This window comes from Bacteroides sp. AM54-2NS (genome assembly GCF_003602935.1).
GTDB lineage: Bacteria > Bacteroidota > Bacteroidia > Bacteroidales > Bacteroidaceae > Bacteroides > Bacteroides xylanisolvens.
In genome coordinates this window covers 54448-75868 of record NZ_QTMZ01000012.1, presented here as the reverse complement: position 1 = coordinate 75868, position 21421 = coordinate 54448, and the positions used below count along the sequence as shown (strand labels likewise).

The window sequence follows — 21421 nt, the reverse complement described above, 5'->3', positions numbered from 1 at the left end:
TCCGAGATACTCAAGTTTTTTATGCAGTAGACTGGCTACCTGTTTCAGTCTAATGGAACAAATGAAATCATGTGCCGGCTGGTTAGTCGGCACTTTTTATTTATAGCATATATAACAACTCAACGTTGGTTGCCGGCATTTCTATCATCTTTAAATAGATAGAATGAATAACAATAACTACTGTAATCCGTTCTTTCTAAATCCTTCATTTTCCTCCTATTCATCGGCAATCTTAATTTGGATGTAACATTACGACAAGTATTTGTAACATACGTAAACGATGATGTAACAAGCGAGTAATGATTTGAATCAAAATCTTTGGGTAAGCGGAGAGAAACTTCCTAAGTTTGCAAAGTGGAATTCAGGATGGAGTGTTTTTCTTTCCGGATTACTAATAAAGACATAAAAGAAAAGATGGATAATGAATAAGTATTGGTTTTATAAGGTTGGGTTAGTAGTTGTGTTCCTTTGCTTCACTCTGTTGGGTGAAGCAAAGGTTAAACTTCCCACTCTTGTTTCCGACGGAATGGTGCTTCAACGCGGGGAGCCTGTCAATATTTGGGGAACGGCTGATCCTGATGAAACTGTTAGTATAACTTTTCAAAAAAAGAAATATAAGACCGTTGCCGATGCGCAAGGCAACTGGAAAGTGATCTTGCCTGCCTTGAAAGCTGGTGGTCCTTACACGATGATTATTAATGATATAGAGTTAAAGGATATTCTTGTGGGTGACGTTTGGGTATGTTCTGGCCAGTCGAATATGGAATTACCCGTTTCACGGGTTACAGACCGTTTTCGGGATGAGATATCTGCGGACAGTAATTATCCGATGGTACGTTACATAAAAACTCCTCTATTGTATAACTTTCATGCCCCGCAGACAGATATTTCGGGAATCTTTTGGAAGGCTATGACTCCTGAAAATGTGATGTCTTTCTCTGCTTTGGTTTATTTCTTTACTAAAGATTACTTTCAGAAAACAAAGGTTCCGGTAGGAATCATAAACTCCAGTGTCGGAGGTTCACCGGTAGAAGCGTGGATCAGCGAGGAAGGTTTGAAACCTTTTCCTTATTATCTGAACGAAAAACGTATCTACGAATCAGATGACTTGGTAGAATCAATGAAAAAAGAAGAGAGCAAGAAAAGCCGTGCCTGGAATGTAGCACTGTATCAGGGAGATAAAGGAATGCATGAAACCATCCCTTGGTATGCTGCCGGCTATGATGACAGTGATTGGACACCGACCGATTTGTTTGCTTCCGGTTGGGCTACTAACGGATTGAATACAATCAATGGTTCCCATTGGTTCCGTAAAGATTTTCAGGTGTCCGGGCAACAAGCGGGAGAGAAGGCAACTCTTCGCCTGGGATGCATCGTAGATGCAGACTCCGTCTATGTAATGGTACGTTTGTGGGAACTGTTTCTTATCAATATCCACCACGTATCTATACCATTCCCGCCGGATTGTTGAAAGCTGGAAAAAACACGATAACCATACGTCTTTTCAGTTATGGCGGTTTCCCTCATTTTGTAAAGGAGAAACCTTATAAGATATTTTTCGGAAAAGGTCAGCCGGAAAAAGGAGAATCGGAGATTAGTCTCGAAGGTAATTGGAAATATCGCCTCGGCGCTCCCATGCCTGCTGCTCCGGGACAGACTGCTTTCCATTATAAACCCGTAGGACTTTATAATGCTATGATTGCCCCATTGCTGAATTATACGGTATCTGGTATTATCTGGTATCAGGGTGAATCGAATGTGTCTCGCAGAAATGAGTATAAAGACCTGTTGACGGCGATGATTGCGGATTGGAGACAGCATTGGAATCGACCTGATATGCCTTTCTATGTGATTGAACTGGCGGATTTCCTCTCACCCGAAGATAAAGGAGGGCGTGCTGCTTGGGCAGAATTCCGGAAAGTGCAGGCAGAAGTAGCCAATACAAATAAAAATGTCACTCTAATTAAAAACGGTGATTTAGGAGAATGGAATGATATCCATCCATTGGATAAAAAGACGTTGGGACAACGTGTTTCCCAGGCGGTCTTTCAACAAAGAGTCAAATAAATTAAAAAAGAGATTAGTACCATGAAAACACAGACTCAAAAAGTGTCGATGGCCGAGAAAATCGGTTATAGCTTGGGTGATGGTTCGGCGAACCTGATTTTTCAGATGATGATGATGTTCCAACTCTTCTTCTATACAGATGTGTTTGGAATCAAAGCAACAGCAGCAGGTATGATATTGCTGGTCGCACGCATTTTCGATGCGTTTGTCGATCCGGTGGTAGGTATCCTGTCCGACAGAACCAATACCCGTTGGGGTAAATACCGTCCCTGGTTGTTGTGGACAGCTATTCCTTTTGCCGTATTCTTCATTCTGGCATTTACGACACCCGATTTGAGTGAGCGTGGGAAGATTATTTATGCAGGTATCACTTATACCTTATTAATGTCTATTTACTCCTTCAATAATACCCCGTATGCCTCTTTGGGCGGTGTGATGACAAGTGACATCAAAGAACGTACCAGTATCTCGTCCGTCCGTTTTGTGACAGCTACAATCGCCACTTTTGTTGTGCAGGGGCTTACTTTGCCGTTAGTCTCCAAGTTCGGGCAAGGCGACGATCAACGTGGATGGTTCCTGACAATTACCCTGTTTGCCATCATCGGAGTTGTTCTTTTAGTAATCACATTCTTTTCTGCCAAAGAGCGTATCACGCCTCCCGTAGGTCAGAAAACTTCCGTGAAACAGGATTTTAAAGATATCGTAAGCAGCCGTCCATGGAAAGCGATGTTTATCTTAACTCTCTTTTTGTTTACGACATTGGCTATGTGGGGCAGCAGTATGTCTTACTACTTTAATTATTTCGTAGATAAAACAGCCCTTTTTGATTTCTTGCAGAACTTCGGATTAGTACGGATAGAAGGAGAAACTTATGGAATGTGGCACACTTTCCTTGATGCTTTCGGACTGATTGCGCAGCCCGATCATAGTAATGTGTTTGCTGTAGGTTTCAGTTTGTTCAATATGATTGGGCAGGTTATCACTTTGGCGGGTGTAATATTGCTTTCCGGATTTCTTTCCAATATCTTTGGCAAGCGGAATGTATTTTTGATCTGCCTGGCACTGACAGCCTTTTTTACAGCCCTGTTTTTTGTGGTAGATTCGACAAGCATAAGTACGATCTTTATTATTAACTGTTTGAAGAGTTTGGCATACGCACCTACTATTCCATTGCTTTGGGCAATGATGGGAGATGTTGCCGATCATTCAGAATGGGTGAACCATCGTCGTGCGACAGGATTTGTATTTGCAGGTGTAGTCTTTGCCTTGAAAGCCGGACTAGGTATAGGGGGAGCTATTTGCGGTGCGATTGTCGATTCGTTCGGTTTTGTATCTAACACAGTACAGACAGAAAACGCTATTTTCGGTATCCGTTTGACATCCAGCGTGATTCCTGCCATCACTTTCTTTGTAGGAGTAATTGCTTTGTTCTTTTATCCTATTTCTAAGAAGTTGAATGAGCATATTCAGGACGATTTGGCAAAACGCCGTTTGGAAAACAATTGATTAATAACTATAACTAATAGATAGACTATATGAAGATTTCGACAAGAACAACCGTAGTTTCTTTGTTGGCTGCTGTAGCCCTGATAACTAGTACTTCGGTAGCTTTTGCACAAGAAACAAAGACTTTGAAAGAAGCTTTGAAGGATAAATTCCTGATAGGAACAGCAGTGAATACACGACAAGCATCCGGTCAGGATAAGGCAGGAGTGCGCGTAATTCAGGAACAATTTAATGCTATTGTAGCAGAGAATTGTATGAAGAGTCAGGAAATGCATCCGAAGGAGAACCGTTATAATTTCACACAGGCAGATGAATTTGTTGCTTTTGGAGAGAAAAATCATTTGGCAATCACAGGACATACGTTGATTTGGCATTCGCAGCTTTCTCCCTGGTTCTGCGTGGATGAGAATGGCAAAAATGTGTCTCCGGAAGTATTGAAGAAACGGATGAAAGATCATATCACCACTATTGTGAAGCGCTACAAAGGCCGTATTAAAGGTTGGGATGTGGTGAATGAAGCGATTGAAGATAATGGAGCATATCGTAAGACTAAGTTTTATGAAATTCTAGGTGAAGAATATATCCCATTGGCTTTTCAATATGCACACGAGGCCGATCCGGATGCAGAGCTTTATTATAACGATTATTCAATGGCTCAACCGGGCAGAAGAGCGGCAGTTGTGAAGATGGTGAAAGACTTGAAGAAACGCGGTATCCGTATTGATGCGGTGGGGATGCAAGGACATATCGGCATGGACTATCCGAAAATCAGCGAGTTTGAAGAAAGTATGCTTGCCTTTGCCAAAGCGGGAGTGACGGTAATGATTACAGAATTGGATCTGACTGTATTGCCATCACCCGACCCCAAGGTTGGTGCGGAAGTCTCGGCATCTTTTGAATATAAAAAAGAGATGAATCCTTATTCGGACGGATTACCGGAAGAAGTATCAAAAGCATGGATAGAGAGAATGAATGACTTCTTCCGTCTGTTCCTGAAACATCAGGATATCATAACAAGAGTTACTGTTTGGGGAGTAGCCGATCAGGATTCGTGGCGTAACGACTGGCCGATGAGAGGACGTACGGATTATCCATTGCTTTTCGACCGCAATCATCAGCCGAAACCGGTAGTTGATTTGATTATAAAAGAGGCTATGCAGAAATGATCATTTGGAGTTCACCACAGAGGACACAGAGTTCTTCTCTCTCTTTCCGTAAGTAAAACAGAGCGATAAATACGATTCTCAATACGTGAGACTCTGTGTTACTCTATAGTGAATAAAAAGATTAAACCTCTGTGTACTCCGTGTCCTCTGTGGTGAAATAGAAATTCCCATTTATAAAATTAATTTAGAACTGTTGCAATAAGAATAAAACCATGAAAACAGAAAAAAGATATTTAGTTCCCGGTGATTATATGGCTGATCCTGCCGTACACGTGTTTGATGGCAAACTTTACATTTATCCCTCGCATGATTGGGAGAGTGGTATTGCCGAAAATGATAATGGAGATCATTTCAATATGAAAGATTACCATGTGTATTCTATGGATGATGTAATGAATGGAGAGATTACTGACCATGGGGTTGTACTTTCTACAGGAGATATTCCTTGGGCGGGCCGTCAGCTTTGGGACTGTGATGTTGCTTTTAAAGACGGCAAATACTATATGTATTTTCCATTGAAAGACCAAAATGACATATTCCGTATCGGAGTAGCTGTGAGCGATAAACCATACGGACCTTTTGTTCCGGAAGCAAACCCGATGAAAGGAAGTTACAGTATTGATCCGGCTGTCTGGAATGATGGAGATGGTAATTATTATATGTATTTTGGCGGACTGTGGGGTGGACAGCTTCAACGTTACCGGAATAATAAAGCATTGGAATCAGCCATTTTACCCGAAGGAGAGGAGGAGGCTTTGCCATCCCGTGTTGTTCGTTTGAGTGATGATATGATGGAGTTTGCGGAAGAACCGCGTCCGTTAGTCATTCTGGATGAAAACGGTAAACCTCTGACAGCAGGAGATACAGAACGTCGTTTCTTCGAAGCTTCCTGGGTACATAAGTATAATGGGAAATATTATTTCTCTTACTCTACAGGCGATACCCATCTACTTTGTTACGCGATAGGTGACAACCCATACGGACCATTTACTTATCAGGAGTTATCCTGACTCCGGTAGTGGGATGGACTACTCATCATGCTATTGTTGAGTTCAAAGGAAAATGGTATCTGTTCCATCACGATTGCGTACCTTCCGAAGGGAAAACCTGGCTTCGTAGCTTAAAAGTCTGTGAACTGCAATACGATGCTGATGGAAAAATCATCACGATTGAAGGACTGGATGAATAGTCGACAAATGATAATTTTGCGGAGTGCCCTGAAAGGGCTTAATTATATAGCGTAGGGCAACGCCCTACGTAAAAACGACAATCTGAATTTGCGCCCTGAAAGGGCATAATTTTGTATACGGTTCCGCCCTTTCAGGGCTTGTGGCTGGTGTGTCTTTTTCGTAGGGCGTTGCCCTACGCTATGTAATTAAACCCTTTCAGGGCACCCCAATAAATATATAATTGTAAGGATTTTAGCCTAACTGCAAAATTCCCATTTAACCGCTAAATTCCCATTTATGAAACGAATTTTGAACTATTACTTATGAGGATTATATCTATATTGACATTTGTCCTGTTTTTCAGCCTTTTCTCTGTTTATGCAGAAGATGGGAGCGCTTTGTGGCTTCGTTATTCAACGGGAGCAAAAGCAATAATAATGAATAAGAAACAATCTCCTACATTAAATATCGCCGTTTCCGAATTGCGGAACTTCTGGCAGGGAGGAATCCCCATAACGCTGGAAATACAGAAAAATAAGGAACTGCGTGCATTAGGAAATGACGGATACATCATCCGCGCTTCTAAAGATGGTAACCATCTGACAATCACTTCTTCCGGTGAGCAAGGAATACTTTACGGAACTTATCATCTGCTTCGTCTGCAAGCCACCGGGCAATTATCCGAATCAACATTGAAGTCTTTAAATGTCTCCGAAAAACCGGATTACCGGATTCGCGTCTTGAATCATTGGGACAATCTAGACGGTACAATCGAACGTGGCTATGCCGGACATTCGCTTTGGAAATGGGACGAACTCCCGTCGGTTGTTTCTCCCCGTTATGAAGCTTATGCACGCGCCAATGCTTCCATCGGTATTAATGCTACTGTGATAAACAATGTCAATGCAAGTCCTAAGATACTATCTGATGATTATTTGCAGAAAGTCAAAGTTCTGGCAGACATCTTCCGTCCTTATGGTTTGAAAATATATCTTTCAATTAACTTTTCTTCCCCGGCAGCTTTAGGTGGTTTATCCACCTCCGATCCGTTGGATAAAGAGGTGATTGCCTGGTGGAAGAAAAAAGCCAAAGATATCTATTCGCTGATACCCGATTTCGGAGGCTTTTTGGTGAAAGCAAACTCCGAAGGACAACCCGGACCATGTGACTACGGGCGTACTCATGCTGAAGGGGCGAACATGCTTGCCGATGTATTGAAACCTTATCGCGGCATCGTCATGTGGCGTGCTTTCGTTTACTCGCCCACGGACAGCGATCGGGCCAAACAAGCCTATCTTGAATTTGAACCTTTGGACGGAAAGTTCCGCGACAATGTGATTGTACAGATAAAGAACGGCCCGATTGATTTCCAGCCCCGTGAACCGTTCAGCCCGTTATTCGGAGCCATGAAGAAAACACCTGTGATGCCGGAATTTCAGATAACACAGGAATATCTGGGATTCTCCAACCACCTCGTTTTTCTCGCTCCCATGTGGAAAGAATGTCTGGACAGCGACACTTACGTACAAGGCGCAGGCTCTACCATCGCCCGTGTGACGGACGGCTCCTTGTTCCCCCATTCATTGACGGCTATTGCCGGTGTCACCAATATCGGTGATGACATCAATTGGTGCGGACATCCTTTTGCCCAAGCCAACTGGTATGCTTTCGGTCGTTTGGCATGGAAACATTCACTTTCTTCCGAGCAGATCGGTGAAGAATGGTTGAGGCAAACTTTTCTTCCGGTTGCCTTACAGCCGTACAACGATTCCGTCAATGAAATATCTCCCAAAGAGAGACAACAACTTCACTCTCAACTCTCCCTTCTCAACTCTCAACTTCTCCAAGAGTCGAGGGAAGCAGTAGTAGATTATATGATGCCGTTAGGACTGCATCACATCTTTGCATGGGGACATCATTACGGGCCCGAGCCTTGGTGTGATATTCCCGGTGCCCGTCCCGACTGGATGCCTTCTTATTACCATAGGGCAGATGACGGCGGTATCGGATTCGACCGCAGCAGCAAAGGGAGCAATGCGACCGCACAATATCACTCTCCTTTATGCGAACAACTGGATAATGTAGATACTTGTCCCGAAAACCTGCTTCTTTGGTTTCACCATGTTCCCTGGAATCATCGGATGAAGAGCGGGCGTACACTTTGGGCGGAGTTGTGCTATGCTTATGACCGTGGGGTGCAAGAAACCAGAAACTTCCAGAAGTTATGGGCGCCTATGGAGAAATACATCGACCCGGAACGTTTCCGTGACGTACAGCACCGGTTGAAGATTCAGACACGTGACGCAGTGTGGTGGAAAGATGCCTGCTTGCTCTATTTCCAGCAATTCAGCAAGCAGCCGATACCTTATGAACTGGAACGTCCGGTGCATGAATTGAAAGATATGATGGAATACAAACTGAATATCACTAATTTTGAATGTCCGCCTTACGGATTTACCCGATAGAATGATTATATTTGTATCTTGATTATAAGAAACAAATAACAAACCATTAATTAGCAAACAATGAAATTCAGCAACGTAAGATTATTAGTGAAAGACTTCGCCAAATGCTTCAAATTCTACACCGAACAACTCGGACTGGAACCTGCTTGGGGAGATGAAAATAGCGGATACGCCAGTTTTAAAGTAGCCGACGGAATAGAAGCTTCGCCCTTTTTGTATCCGACTGGATGGCGTCTTCGGTAGGCAATGCAGATAAGCAGCAACCCGTTGCGATGCGTGAAAAATTAATGGTTTCATTCTATGTAGATAACGTAGACGAAACCTTTGTCGCCCTAAAAGCCAAAGGCGTGACGTTTATCAGTGAACCTACGGATATGCCCGATTGGGGGATGCGTACCTTGTATCTGCGCGACCCCGAAGAAAATCTTATAGAACTCTTTACCCCTCTGTCGCCGGAGAAATTTAGCCAGGAGCTTCTCGAAGAAGATAAGAAATTTCAATAAGGGATATTGCTAAAAAGGAACTTTTAATACGGTTTTCCTGTAAATAGACAAGAAAAGTGCTTATTCTGTGATAAAATTGTTACCTTTGCGGTCAAAAATAAAACAGAATATAAGAATATGATCCAAAATACATTCTGCATGGCGGGGGGCGTAGCACGCAACCCGCTTGTGCGTTTAGCCAAACCTATCACGGCAACTATCGGAGCGAACGAACATATAGCCATTGTAGGTCCCAATGGGGGTGGCAAGAGCCTTTTTGTAGATACATTAATCGGAAAATATCCGCTACGTGAAGGAACACTCCAGTATGACTTTTCCCTTTCCGCTACTCAAACTGTTTATGATAATGTGAAATATATCGCGTTCCGTGATACTTATGGAGCGGCAGATGCCAATTATTACTACCAACAGCGTTGGAATGCGCACGACCAGGATGAAACGCCGGACGTCCGCGAAATGTTGGGAGAGATTAAAGACGAACAACTGAAAAATGAACTGTTCGAGCTCTTCCGCATCGAACCTCTTCTTGATAAAAAGATAATCCTTCTTTCAAGTGGTGAACTGCGTAAATTCCAGCTCACAAAGACACTGTTGACAGCCCCCCGCGTTCTGATAATGGATAATCCGTTTATCGGACTGGATGCGCCTACCCGCGAATTGTTATTCTCTTTGCTTGAACGTCTGACAAAAATGTCTTCCGTCCAGATTATTCTGGTGCTTTCCATGATGGATGATATACCTTCCTTTATCACTCACGTTATCCCTGTTGATAAAATGGAAGTGTTTTCCAAGATGGAACGCGAAGCCTACCTGACTGCTTTCCGCAACAGAGACACAACTACTTCTTTCGATGAATTGCAGAAACGGATTATTGATTTGCCTTATGACGGCAACAACTATGACTCGGACGAAGTGGTGAAACTGAATAAGGTAAGTATCCGCTATGGCGACCGCACTATTCTGAACGAACTGGACTGGACAGTGCATCGTGGGGAGAAATGGGCGTTGAGTGGGGAGAATGGTGCAGGAAAGTCTACATTATTGAGTTTGGTTTGTGCGGATAATCCACAATCATACGCTTGCGACATCAGCCTTTTCGGACGCAAACGGGGAACTGGAGAAAGTATTTGGGAAATCAAGAAACACATCGGATATGTAAGTCCCGAGATGCATCGTGCTTATCTCAAAAACTTGCCGGCTATTGAAATCGTAGCCAGCGGACTGCACGACAGTATCGGACTGTACAAACGTCCCCAACCGGAGCAGATGGCTGTCTGTGAGTGGTGGATGGATATATTCGGCATTGCCGGTTTGAAAGATAAACCTTTCTTGCAGCTTTCCAGTGGGGAGCAACGTCTGGCTCTGTTGGCACGTGCTTTCGTCAAAGATCCGGAATTACTGATTTTGGACGAACCGCTTCATGGATTGGATACTTACAATCGTCGTCGGGTCAAAAAGGTGATCGAAGCCTTCTGCAAACGTAAAGATAAGACGATGATTATGGTAACACATTATGAATCAGAACTTCCGGATACGATTACAAACCGCATCTTCTTGAAAAGAAATGATACGTTAATATATTAGAATATGATTTCTAATATTTTTTAATGAATTGATTGCTTTTTGTGTTATTTGGTTATCTTTGTGCTTAATTAAATGCAAAAAGTAACCACAAAGATATGAATAGTAGCCAAAATGCCATAGCTGTATTGTATAGGAAATATTGGCAAAAGCTCTATATTCATGCATATAATCTGCTGAATGACGGAGAAAGTGCAAAGGATGTATTGAGTGATGTGTTTTGCTCAGTACTTGAAAACAGCGAGCAGTTTGAAGGGAAGACTGATTTGCTGCCTTTATTTTATGTCATGGTGAAAAACCGTTGCATTGACCACATACGTCATCAGAATGTAGTGAACCGGAATGCGGAAAGATACTTGGAAGAACTTTATAGCGGTTGGACTGCCAAAGAGTATCGGGACTACGAAGATAAAATAGACCGGATGCAGGAGAGTATCCGCCAGATGGCGCCGCAAATGCGCATAGTAGTGGAAGAGTTTTTTCTGAATGAAAAGAAATGTGCGGAAATTAGTGAGATATTAAATATCAGTGATAATACAGTCAGAACTCACATTGCCCGGGCTTTGAAAATACTCCGTAAACGATTGAGTGTCTTTTTACTTATTACAGTTTAATGTGGAATCCTGCTCTTCACAGGTTTCACTCTTTAGCTGAATGGTTATAAGTCAGATATTTATGGTGAATGGAAGTAGGAAAAACAAAGTAAATAACCCTTCACACCCTTCACGCACTTATATGGATTTGTTGGGCATATATGTCTGACGTGTTGGATCTATATGTCTAACATATTGGGTCTATATGTCCAATACGCACGGTATATATCTCCTGTAAACAAGGTATTAATACCTGATAATTCAAGAGTTAATACCTTATAGCTCAATAGTTAATACTTGATAACTCAAAAGTTAATACCCAACGGGTCATTTGCTATAAGCTAATTTGTTTTTGCTTATAGCATATTCTTTTTTGCTTATAGCATATTTACTTTAGCTCATAGCATATGAAAAAGAGGTGAAGGATGTGAAGGGTTGTTTGCTTTGTTTTTCTGCTTTCCTTCACCATAAATGTCTGATTTATAGTTGTTCATCTCAATGGTGAAACCTGTGAGCCATTGGAATAGTTCATTTGTGTGTTATCGTCATTGGTATACAGGCTTCATCTTTTGTTCTTCTGAATTTCCATCAAGAAAAAAAATCTCTCATAGGTGTCATTAATTTCGGTTGGCTCTACGTATTAAGATAAACAGTTGATTATTATGATGGAAAATCCAGACCAGAATTCAGATTATGCATTGCGTGCGATACAGGAACCGAGACTAAGGGAGACGGAAGAGTTCAACCAGTGGATTAGCGTACCTGAAAACAAGAAACTATTTCTTGACCTGATGGCTTGCAAGGAAGCTGTGATGCGTGAAAGCCTGGATAGGAGACGTAAGGCAAAAACGAAAACACGTATTTGGGTAGCGGCTTCTGCTGTGGCTGCCGTTTTGGTTTTGGCCTTTCTTATACCTTCTTTACTTCCTTCTTTCTTTATAAAAAAAGAGGAACCGGTGCGATTCTTTGTCGCAACTGTCAGTGGAGAACATGTGATGCTGCAAATGGACGGCCATCATGAACAACAACTGTTGGAAGACAGTGTGATGGACATCAAAGAATGGAAAACATTGACGCCGGATACCACCTGCTGCCAAACGTTGACTACACCACGTGGAAAAAGTTTCCTATTGGTACTGTCCGACGGGACTAAAGTGTGGATAAATGCTGAAAGTAGCCTGCGCTATCCTGTCGCATTCAACGGGAAGGAACGACGGGTAGAGTTGAAAGGTGAAGCCTGCTTTGAAGTGGCAAAGGATGAAAAATGTCCCTTTATCGTAAGTGCGGACGGCATGGATACCCATGTACTGGGTACTAAATTCAATGTACGTTCATACGCAACAGAAGACCGCCACGTGACATTGGTGCAGGGAAAAGTGCAAGTGACCAACACGAACAGCCTTACGTCCGTAGTGCTTCAACCCGGACAGGACTTGACTTATACGGAAACCGGAGAAGAGAAAATATCGCGTGTCAACATAGCTACCTATACGGCATGGACAGAAGGAATGTTCTATTTTGAAGATTCGTCACTGGAAGAAATTATGAGTTCTTTGGGCAGATGGTACAACGTGAACGTCGACTTTGAACGGGTGGAACTATACAATATCCGCCTGAACTTTTGGGCGAACCGCAACGCTCATTTGGACGAGGCAGTGGAACTGCTGAATAAACTGGAAAAAGTACGTGTAGAATATCAGGACGGGACTATTACGATTAAACATATATAACTTTACAAATACAACTCTTATGAAAAAGCAACAAATTACATTGTCTCGCAAAAAGGCAATGAGAAAGGTCGTATGGATGAAAGCCGCCTTCTTATTGCTGATGTTTGTAATTGCCCTGCATGGACGGGCACAAAATACGGATAGCAAATTGATTTCTTTGGAACTAAAGGAAGCGCCATTGGGAGAGGCTTTGAAGCAGTTTAGCAATGTGTCCGGTTATAAGGTGAATTTTCCTAGTGAAGATGTCGGAGCGTACCGGGTAAGCGTAAGCATACATCAGTTGGCACCTTTGGCGGCACTTCAGAAAATACTGGAAGGGAAACCTTTTGAATATGAGGTGAAACAACATTTTATCACTGTCCGTAAAGTGAAGCCTGCATCGACTACTCGTAAAGTCAGGAACATCGAAGGGCGGGTAGTGGATGAAAAAGGGGAACCGTTGCCAGGTGCGAATATCCGGGGAATCGACAGCCCGTTTGGAGCTATTTCCGATATCAAAGGAAATTTCACTTGTAAAGTGATGGAGGAAACCCACACATTGGAAGTTTCTTTTGTCGGTATGCAAACAGAAAAGGTATCTATTAAAGGGCGTACTCATGTCAATGTGATTATGCATGAAGATAAACAGCAATTGGGAGATGTTGTAGTGACGGGTTATCAGCGCATTAGCCGTGAACGTTCTACTGCCTCTTTCGGCTTTATAGATTCCGAACAACTGACAAGCAGATGCACACTGACCTGACTTCGTCTCTGGAAGGACAAATAGCCGGTCTGCGTATGGATATCAATCCGAATAACGGGGATATGAGCCCTATCCTTCGCGGTAGAGGTACGTTCTCAGATAAGGTAGGCACAATGCCGTTGATCGTCGTAGATGATATGCCGACCGACCTGACTTTGAGTGAGATAAATCCTTATAATGTAGAGAGTATTACTGTCTTGAAGGATGCGGCGGCAGCCAGTATTTATGGTGCTTTGGCTGCAAACGGCATTATTGTGGTAGTTACCAAACAGGCCAAAGAAGAGGGGGCGCATGTGAATATCAATGCTGATTGGTTCATCACCAGCAAACCGAATTTCAACAGTTTGAACCTGGCTTCTACAAGCGACATTATTGATTATCAAACAGCTGTGTTTGATGCGAATGTAGCCGAATCAGGCAGTGCATCCGGTTTTTTGTCCAGCTATAAGGCAGGCTACTATAATCCGTTGTTCCAACTTTATCTGGATCGGGAGAATGGTACACTAAGTAATAGTGAAGTCGAAGCCACATTAAATCAGTGGCGTAATAATGACTATTATAAAGAATATCGTGACAATGCCTGGCGCACGGCTGTAACTCAGCGTTATAATGTGTCCGTATCGCAGAAAGTCGGAAAAAACAATCACTTCCTTTCGTTCAATTATGAAAATGACAAGGGGCGTACGATAAATGATAAAAGGAATAAATTCTCCTTGTATTATAAGTCGAACTATGCCATAACCAGTTGGCTGAATGTGAATGCCGGGGTGGACGCCCGTCTGGGAAGTAGCGATACACCGAATACCCTGTTTACCAGTTACACTATGCAACAACGTTATGAAAGAATAATGGATGCCGATGGTAACCGTTATAATTCTCCTTATGTGAATGTAAGCGGATATTCGGGTGGAGCTTACAATGGCAGTGTCGTGAGCAAGGCGGAAGGTGTTTCACCTTATAAAACATTTGGTTTCAATGTGCTTGACGCATTGGGTGAAGGCGGTACCAAATCACGCAATGTCAGCATCCGCCCGTTTGTCAGTTTGCAGGCACGATTCCTGAAGATGTTTAAATATAACTTCATGTATCAATATGAATGGAATCATAGCAAGAGTGAAGTGTTTGATGCGGAAGACTCCTATCTGATGCGTATGACGTACAACTCTATGATTGATACGAATGGAAATTCGGCAATGCCGAAAGGCGGACGGTTCTTTCAAAATGAGTTGAGCAGTAACCGTTATACTGTACGTAACCAGATAGACTTTGACAAAAGTTGGAAGAATCATACAGTGACTGCCATTGCCGGACTTGAATTCAGGGAAAATAAGATTCCGAAACCTACACGGCAATTAATGTATGGATACGATCCTCAGACACTGACTTCTGACATTATAGATTGGCAGGCATACCGTGACGGTGTAGGAACCAGTGCACTTTCCGGCAATACGATTACTTTGAGTAGCCTGTCGCCTACGTTGCAAGAATCACGCCATCGTTATGCATCTTTTTATGCCAATGCAAGCTATTCTTATCTGTCCCGTTATAATGTATCCGGAAGTATCCGCTGGGATCAGGCGGACTTGTTCGGACTTGATATCCGTAACCAGCGTCATCCCTTGTGGTCTGTCGGTGCGTCCTGGATTATGTCGGAAGAGCCATTTATGAAAGATATTGTTTGGCTCGACTTCCTGAAAGCACGTATGACCTATGGTATCAACGGTAATGTGGATCAGAGTTCGACTACCTATTTTGTAGTAAAGCAGAAGACCCAGAGCAATCCGATCAAGACGACATACCTGACTTATGATGATGATGATCTTCCGAACCCGAAACTCCGTTGGGAGAAAACAGCCACTTATAATGTGGGACTGGATTTCCGTCTTTTCAATAATTTAGTCAATGGTAGCTTGGAGTATTACAACCGCCACTCATCTGATTTGCTTGTACGCCGCTACATGGATCCTACATTGGGAGCTAAATCACGTGTAGTGAACAACGGTGAGATGCGTAACCGGGGTATCGAATTTTCTCTTACTGCCAATCTCATCAGGAAGAAGGACTGGAACTTTGCCGTTGATTTCAACTTTGCCCATAACAAGAACAAGATGTTAAAGGTGGATCATAGTGATTCGGACACTTCGACAAGTTTCATTATGAGCCCGCAGAACTACTTTATGGAAGGAACCAGTTATAATACGCTTTGGGCTTACCGTATCGACCGCATTGAAAATGGATATCCGGTAGCGGTGGACAAAGATGGGAATGACCTGGTGACGTTCAACGAGGATGGTACGGTTGCCAATATTACTACCGGATCGTCACTGAAAGGTACTGAGAATCTTGTAAATCTTGGCTCGCTGACTCCGAAATTCAATGGAGCAGTGTCCTTGAGACTTAGCTACAAGGGAATTGCCTTGAATGCTTTCTTTGTGTATGCAGGCGGTAACAAACTGCGTAATAGTGTGGTAAGTATGAGTGACCAGGTGGGAAGCCAGACGTTGAAAGACATAACCAACCGTTGGAGTGCGGATGCGCCGGATGCAAATGTACGTATGTATATTGATATGCCCACAAAGGTTAAAACTTACGCAAGTACTTTCCAGGATTGGTGGCAATATGGTGATATCAATGTGAAAGATGCTGGTTATGTGAAATTGCGTAGCTTGAGTCTGGGGTATAGTTTGCCGTCTAGTATCTGCCGTCAAATCCGGCTTAATTCATTGAATTTGAAGTTGCAAGTGAACAACCTGTTTACCTGGTGTAAGGCAGGAAGCGACATTGACCCGGAAAGCTACGGATTGAACAGCGGCACACGCGGCATGGCTTCACCCAAGACTTATTCTATCGGATTATCAACAAGTTTCTAATTTATTAAAAAGAATATAGGATATGCGTAAATTGCTTTATATATTGTCGGTTCTGCTTATCTTGGGATTTGCAGCTTGTGAGAATTACGTGGATATTACCCCTACAGGAAAGAAGACTGTGGACTCTACCGAGACTTATTATGAATTGGTGGCTTTGCCGAACCGGAGTTATTATCCGTCGTCTTTTGCTTTGTTGAGTGATAATGTCTGGTCAAAAGAATCGAATATTATCGGCAAGGAATATCTTTCCTCTGATGGAATCAATATGACTTTTAATGAGGATGCCGACCGTAAAGAATTAAGTGATAATAATCTGTATGCAAACTGTTATCAATACATCTTACGCTCTAATATCGTGATTTCATTGGTAGATCATAGTACAGGTGACAAGGATGTGAAGGAACTGGCTAAAGCGGAAGCAAAAATCATGCGTGCGTGGGATCATTTTATTCTGGTGAATACATTCGCTAAAGCCTATAATCCGGAGACAGCAGCCACTGACGGTGGTATTGCTATTGTCAGCGAATATGACTTGGAAGCGACTCCTACCAAAGCTACTGTTGCCCAAGTCTATGACTTTATCATCAAGGATATCGAGGATGCGTTACCTTATCTGCAGGAAGAACCGGTGAATGTATATCATCCGTCGAAAGCATTCGGCTATGCATTGGCGGCACGCGTTTACTTGTTCCACCGTGACTGGAAAAAGGCTAAGGATGCGGCGGAGGAATCTTTGAAACGGAACAATGCCTTGATAGATTATATAGCTTTGGATGCCGTAGGGGGGCCGACTAAGGTTTCAACTTATGCCAAAGGTGGCAATCCGGAAGTGTTGAATTATGCTTATATGGGTAGCACTTCGGACAATCCTGCTTATACCTATGGCATGATTAGTCCGGAACTGGTACAGCTTTTCGGAGATAATGACGAGCGTTTGAACCTGTTCTTCAAAACGACCGGTAATCTTGAGTATTATTTTGACGAGGGTTCTGGAGCTGCTTTATGGAACACTGCCCTTACCTATTCTAAGTTTCAATACATGGCTGTAGGTATGCGTACAGCCGAAGTTTATTTGATTTTGGCAGAGGCGATGGCACGTTTGAACGATTTGTCCGGATCCGTTGAAGTGTTGAATCAGTTACGTGAAAAACGAATCAAAGGAAGTGAAGCTGTGCTTCCGGAACCGGCTACACAGCGTGAGATGATGCAGGAAATCATTAACGAGCGTCGTAAAGAGTTGCTCTTTGGATTCAGCCGTTTCTGGGATTTGAAACGGTTCAATACGGAAGCCGACTATGCAAAGACGATTACCCGTACTTTTCCGCTGGTAACTACGACCGTAGAACAGAAAATATATACATTGAAACCGGATTCACGTTTGTACATCATCCCGTTCCCAGTAGCTGCCCGTGAGAAGAATCCCAATTTGACACTAAATACTAACGAATAAAATAGATAGAAAAGCGATGCGAAAAATTTTAATGATGGCGGCATACATACTCCTTACACTGCAATGTGTTGGAGTGTATGCCGGTGGTAAACTTCCGCTGGAGTATGGACCAAAAATCTGGTAGTTCATGAAGATACGGTCAAAAAAGACACTGTCAAGAAGGCTACCGCTTACGAGAAACTGTTGAAAGATGGAGGAAGTGAATGTGAGGGTATGTTCACGATCCGTCACATCAAAGATGACTGGTATTTTGAAGTACCGGATTCTTTATTGGGACGATTGTTATTGGTTGTTACCCGCTTTAAAGCTGTTCCGCAAGGATTTAAAATGCTTAGTGGAGAAGAAGTGAACCGAAGTGTGGTTTATTGGGAACAACATAATGATAAAACTCTCTTCTTACGTGAATATGTGCAGTCGCAGTTTGCCCGCCCGGGTGATAAGATAGCAGAGGCGTTGAAGCAGTCTACTGTAGATCCGGTTATCGGTAAGTTTGATGTTATCGGTAGAAATCCGGAGACTCGGGCACAGCTTGTCAACGTCTCCAAGTTCCTTTTAAGTGATAACAAGACCTGTGGCTTTACATCAAGTGACCGTTCTATTCTTGGTATTGGTTCTTTAGTTCAGGATCGTACATTTATGGATACTATAAAGACCTATCCTATTAATGTGGAAGTAGTAACTTTGCGTACTTACAACATAACTTCCGGCAAACTGCCGGCTGCGGCAACAGGATCAGTGACTGTGAAACTGAATACCAGTATGGTAATGTTGCCTAAAGAGCCGATGCAGCCGAGACTGGCAGATGAACGGGTCGGCTTTTTTCAGAATCCGGTGACAGAATTCTCTGATGAACAGCAAGTCACATCGCGTGGAGCTATCATTCAGCGTTATCGGTTGGAACCGAAAGACCCGGAACGTTATCGTCGAGGGCAACTCACTGAACCGAAACGCCCTATTGTATACTATATAGACCCGGCGACACCCAAGAAATGGATCCCTTATCTTAAAGCCGGTGTGAACGATTGGAATGTTGCTTTTGAAGCAGCCGGATTTAAAAATGCCATTATTGCCAAAGAGTGGCCGGACGATCCCACAATGAGCTTGGATGATGCACGTTATAGTGTATTGCGTTATTTGCCTTCGGAAACAGAGAATGCCTACGGACCGCGTATTGTAGATCCGCGTAGCGGAGAAATAATGGAAAGTCATATCTGTTGGTATCATAACGTGATGAACCTACTTAAGAAATGGTATATGGTGCAGTGCGGACCTTTGGATAAACGTGCGCAATCAATGACCTTTGATGACAAATTAATGGGAACTCTGATTCAGTTTGTCTCCTCGCATGAAGTAGGACACACACTCGGTTTGCGTCACAATATGGCTGCCAGTTCAGCTACTCCGGTAGAGAAGTTACGTGATAAAGCCTGGGTGGAAGCCAACGGTCATACGGTATCAATCATGGACTATGCACGATTCAATTATGTGGCACAGCCTGAAGACCGGATTTCAGAAAAAGGACTTTTCCCTCGCATTGGCGATTATGATAAATGGGCTATAAAATGGGGATATCAATATCGTCCAGAATTTAAAGACCCCTTTAAAGAGAAAGCGGCATTACGCACCGAAGTTACCAAGAAACTGAAAGGAGACCATCGTTTATTGTTTATCGGTGATGAAGGAAAAGGCTCTGACCCGCGCAGCCAAAGCGAAGATTTGGGCGACAATAATATGAAGGCTAATGAATATGGTATCAAGAATCTGAAAAGAGTGATGGAGAACATTCTGACTTGGACGGCGCAACCCGACGGTCAGTATGACGACTTGAATACTATCTATAATTCAGTTCGCGTCCAATACCTGAAGTATACGTTGCAAGTACAGAAAAATCTGGGAGGCCGTTATACCAAAAATGTGCCGGATAGCAAAGGACGTGATTATGTGCCGCGTAGTATACAAAAAGAGGTTGTTGAATGGTTGGGACGTAACTTGTTCGTAGCTCCCCTCTGGCTCTATCCGGACGAAGTGGTAAGTCGTGTAGGCCTGAAAGCGGTAGATGAAATTAGCGACCGGCAGAGTTCTGCGTTAGCTTGTTGCTTGCGCCGGGAATGCTTCACAATATCTATTCAACTTCCTTCAGCGTACCCGAACCGTATTCACTGGACGAGTATTTGAATGACGTATTTGTTGCTGTATGGAAACCGTTGAACGATCCTAATGAGTTGGAGAACAATTTCCGTCGTCAAACACACCGGACTTATCTGTCGTTTGTAGGGCGTGTGATTAAACCTAATGAGAAAGATAATACAAGTTTGAATATGACAGTCACCCGTTCTGATATTCAACTCTTTATGGAGAAACATCTGGACAAGATTGAAGAGCATGTAAAGGAACAGTTGGCAGCTTGTAAGGAAGGAGATATGAACTATCGCCACTATTCATCTTTGCTGCGGAACATCAAAAAAACGAAAGAAACCTATTATGGAAAAGATGCTGATGTGTAGACTTCAACAGTGGAACTTTTTAAAAAGAACAGAAAAGTAGAACAGATTTTCTTGTATATATAAACTCTCTCTTTTTTACTTTAACAGACTTACTCTTCTCTAACGATAACCTTGCTTTGATGAATTATCATCCATAATGCAAGCTTAGAATTAGAGGAGGGTATTTTTTTATGTCCCTGATTACTGCATCCCGCTTCTTTGCAGAAAGAATCATTATTTCTGGGTATTGATAACTATTTGTTTTCTAGTGAACTTTGTGAAGAAACAATCTGTTGTATATATAAAAAGAAGAAAGGAGAATTTTAGAAATGAAAAAGATAGTATTACTTCGTCACGGAGAGAGTGCATGGAATAGAGAAAACCGCTTCACAGGCTGGACAGATGTCGATCTGACAGAAAAGGGAGTTGCCGAAGCAGAAAAAGCCGGAGAGACATTGAAAGAATATGGTTTCAATTTCGATAAGGCTTATACTTCCTATTTGAAGCGTGCGGTGAAAACCTTGAACTGTGTTCTCGATAAGATGAATCTGGACTGGATACCTGTAGAGAAAAACTGGCGCCTGAATGAAAAGCATTATGGTGAATTGCAGGGATTGAATAAAGCCGAGACTGCGAGAAATATGGAGAAGAACAAGTGCTCGTGTGGCGTCGTAGCTATGATATAGCTCCCAATCCGCTTTCGGAGAGTGATTTGAGAAACCCGCGTTTTGATTACCGTTATCATGAAGTGCCCGACGTGGAGTTACCTCGTACCGAATCATTGAAAGATACCATTGAACGTATCATGCCTTACTGGGAAAGTGATATATTCCCCAGCCTGAAAACGGCCCATACTTTATTGGTTGTGGCTCATGGTAATAGCCTGCGGGGTATCATAAAACATTTGAAAAATATCTCCGATGAAGATATCATAAAACTGAATCTGCCTACTGCTGTGCCTTACGTTTTTGAGTTTGATGAAAACCTGAACGTGGCCAACGACTATTTCCTGGGAAACCCGGAAGAGATCAAAAAACTGATGGAAGCAGTAGCCAATCAGGGAAAGAAAAAATAGAAAAGTTACACATTAAAAAAT

7 protein-coding genes and 6 pseudogenes are annotated in these 21421 nt (G+C 42.8%); all 13 read left to right on the top strand.

Translation table 11 applies throughout. The features are described 5' to 3' along the window. Positions 1-421 precede the first annotated feature (421 nt). The 13 genes and pseudogenes from DXA05_RS09735 (at position 422) to gpmA (ending at position 21400) form a co-directional block, all read left to right on the top strand. Positions 422-2067, top strand: a pseudogene (locus DXA05_RS09735) (sialate O-acetylesterase). Between the two features lie 21 nt (positions 2068-2088). Then, positions 2089-3573 carry an MFS transporter gene (locus DXA05_RS09730; RefSeq protein ID WP_055236097.1) on the top strand — a complete coding sequence of 495 codons (1485 nt, stop codon included), beginning with the start codon at positions 2089-2091 and terminating at the stop codon, positions 3571-3573. Between the two features lie 29 nt (positions 3574-3602). Continuing rightward, positions 3603-4739, top strand: a complete 1137-nt coding sequence (locus DXA05_RS09725) for an endo-1,4-beta-xylanase (RefSeq protein ID WP_128859116.1) — start codon at positions 3603-3605, stop codon at positions 4737-4739. A 212-nt stretch (positions 4740-4951) separates the two neighbouring features. Further along, a pseudogene (locus tag DXA05_RS09720) lies at positions 4952-5928 on the top strand (glycoside hydrolase family 43 protein). Positions 5929-6231: 303 nt separating this feature from the next. Further along, complete coding sequence (locus tag DXA05_RS09715) at positions 6232-8373, top strand: alpha-glucuronidase family glycosyl hydrolase (protein WP_128859115.1); 2142 nt, start codon at positions 6232-6234, stop codon at positions 8371-8373. Between the two features lie 60 nt (positions 8374-8433). Next, positions 8434-8876: pseudogene (locus tag DXA05_RS09710) on the top strand (VOC family protein). A gap of 117 nt (positions 8877-8993) precedes the next feature. Further along, on the top strand, positions 8994-10460 hold the full coding sequence (locus tag DXA05_RS09705; RefSeq protein ID WP_128859114.1) for an ATP-binding cassette domain-containing protein: 1467 nt from the start codon (positions 8994-8996) through the stop codon (positions 10458-10460). A gap of 95 nt (positions 10461-10555) precedes the next feature. Continuing rightward, a complete protein-coding gene (locus tag DXA05_RS09700; RefSeq protein ID WP_008026044.1) occupies positions 10556-11071 on the top strand; it encodes a sigma-70 family RNA polymerase sigma factor in 516 nt (171 codons plus the stop codon). 641 nt (positions 11072-11712) lie between these two features. After that, positions 11713-12780, top strand: a complete 1068-nt coding sequence (locus tag DXA05_RS09695) for a FecR family protein (protein ID WP_128859113.1) — start codon at positions 11713-11715, stop codon at positions 12778-12780. A 19-nt stretch (positions 12781-12799) separates the two neighbouring features. Continuing rightward, a pseudogene (locus tag DXA05_RS09690) lies at positions 12800-16392 on the top strand (SusC/RagA family TonB-linked outer membrane protein). Between the two features lie 22 nt (positions 16393-16414). Continuing rightward, entirely contained in the window at positions 16415-17842 is a 1428-nt protein-coding gene (locus DXA05_RS09685; protein WP_087317781.1) for a RagB/SusD family nutrient uptake outer membrane protein, read from the top strand. Between the two features lie 16 nt (positions 17843-17858). Next, a pseudogene (locus DXA05_RS09680) lies at positions 17859-20346 on the top strand (zinc-dependent metalloprotease). A 308-nt stretch (positions 20347-20654) separates the two neighbouring features. Continuing rightward, a pseudogene (gpmA, locus tag DXA05_RS09675) lies at positions 20655-21400 on the top strand (2,3-diphosphoglycerate-dependent phosphoglycerate mutase). Positions 21401-21421 lie beyond the last annotated feature (21 nt).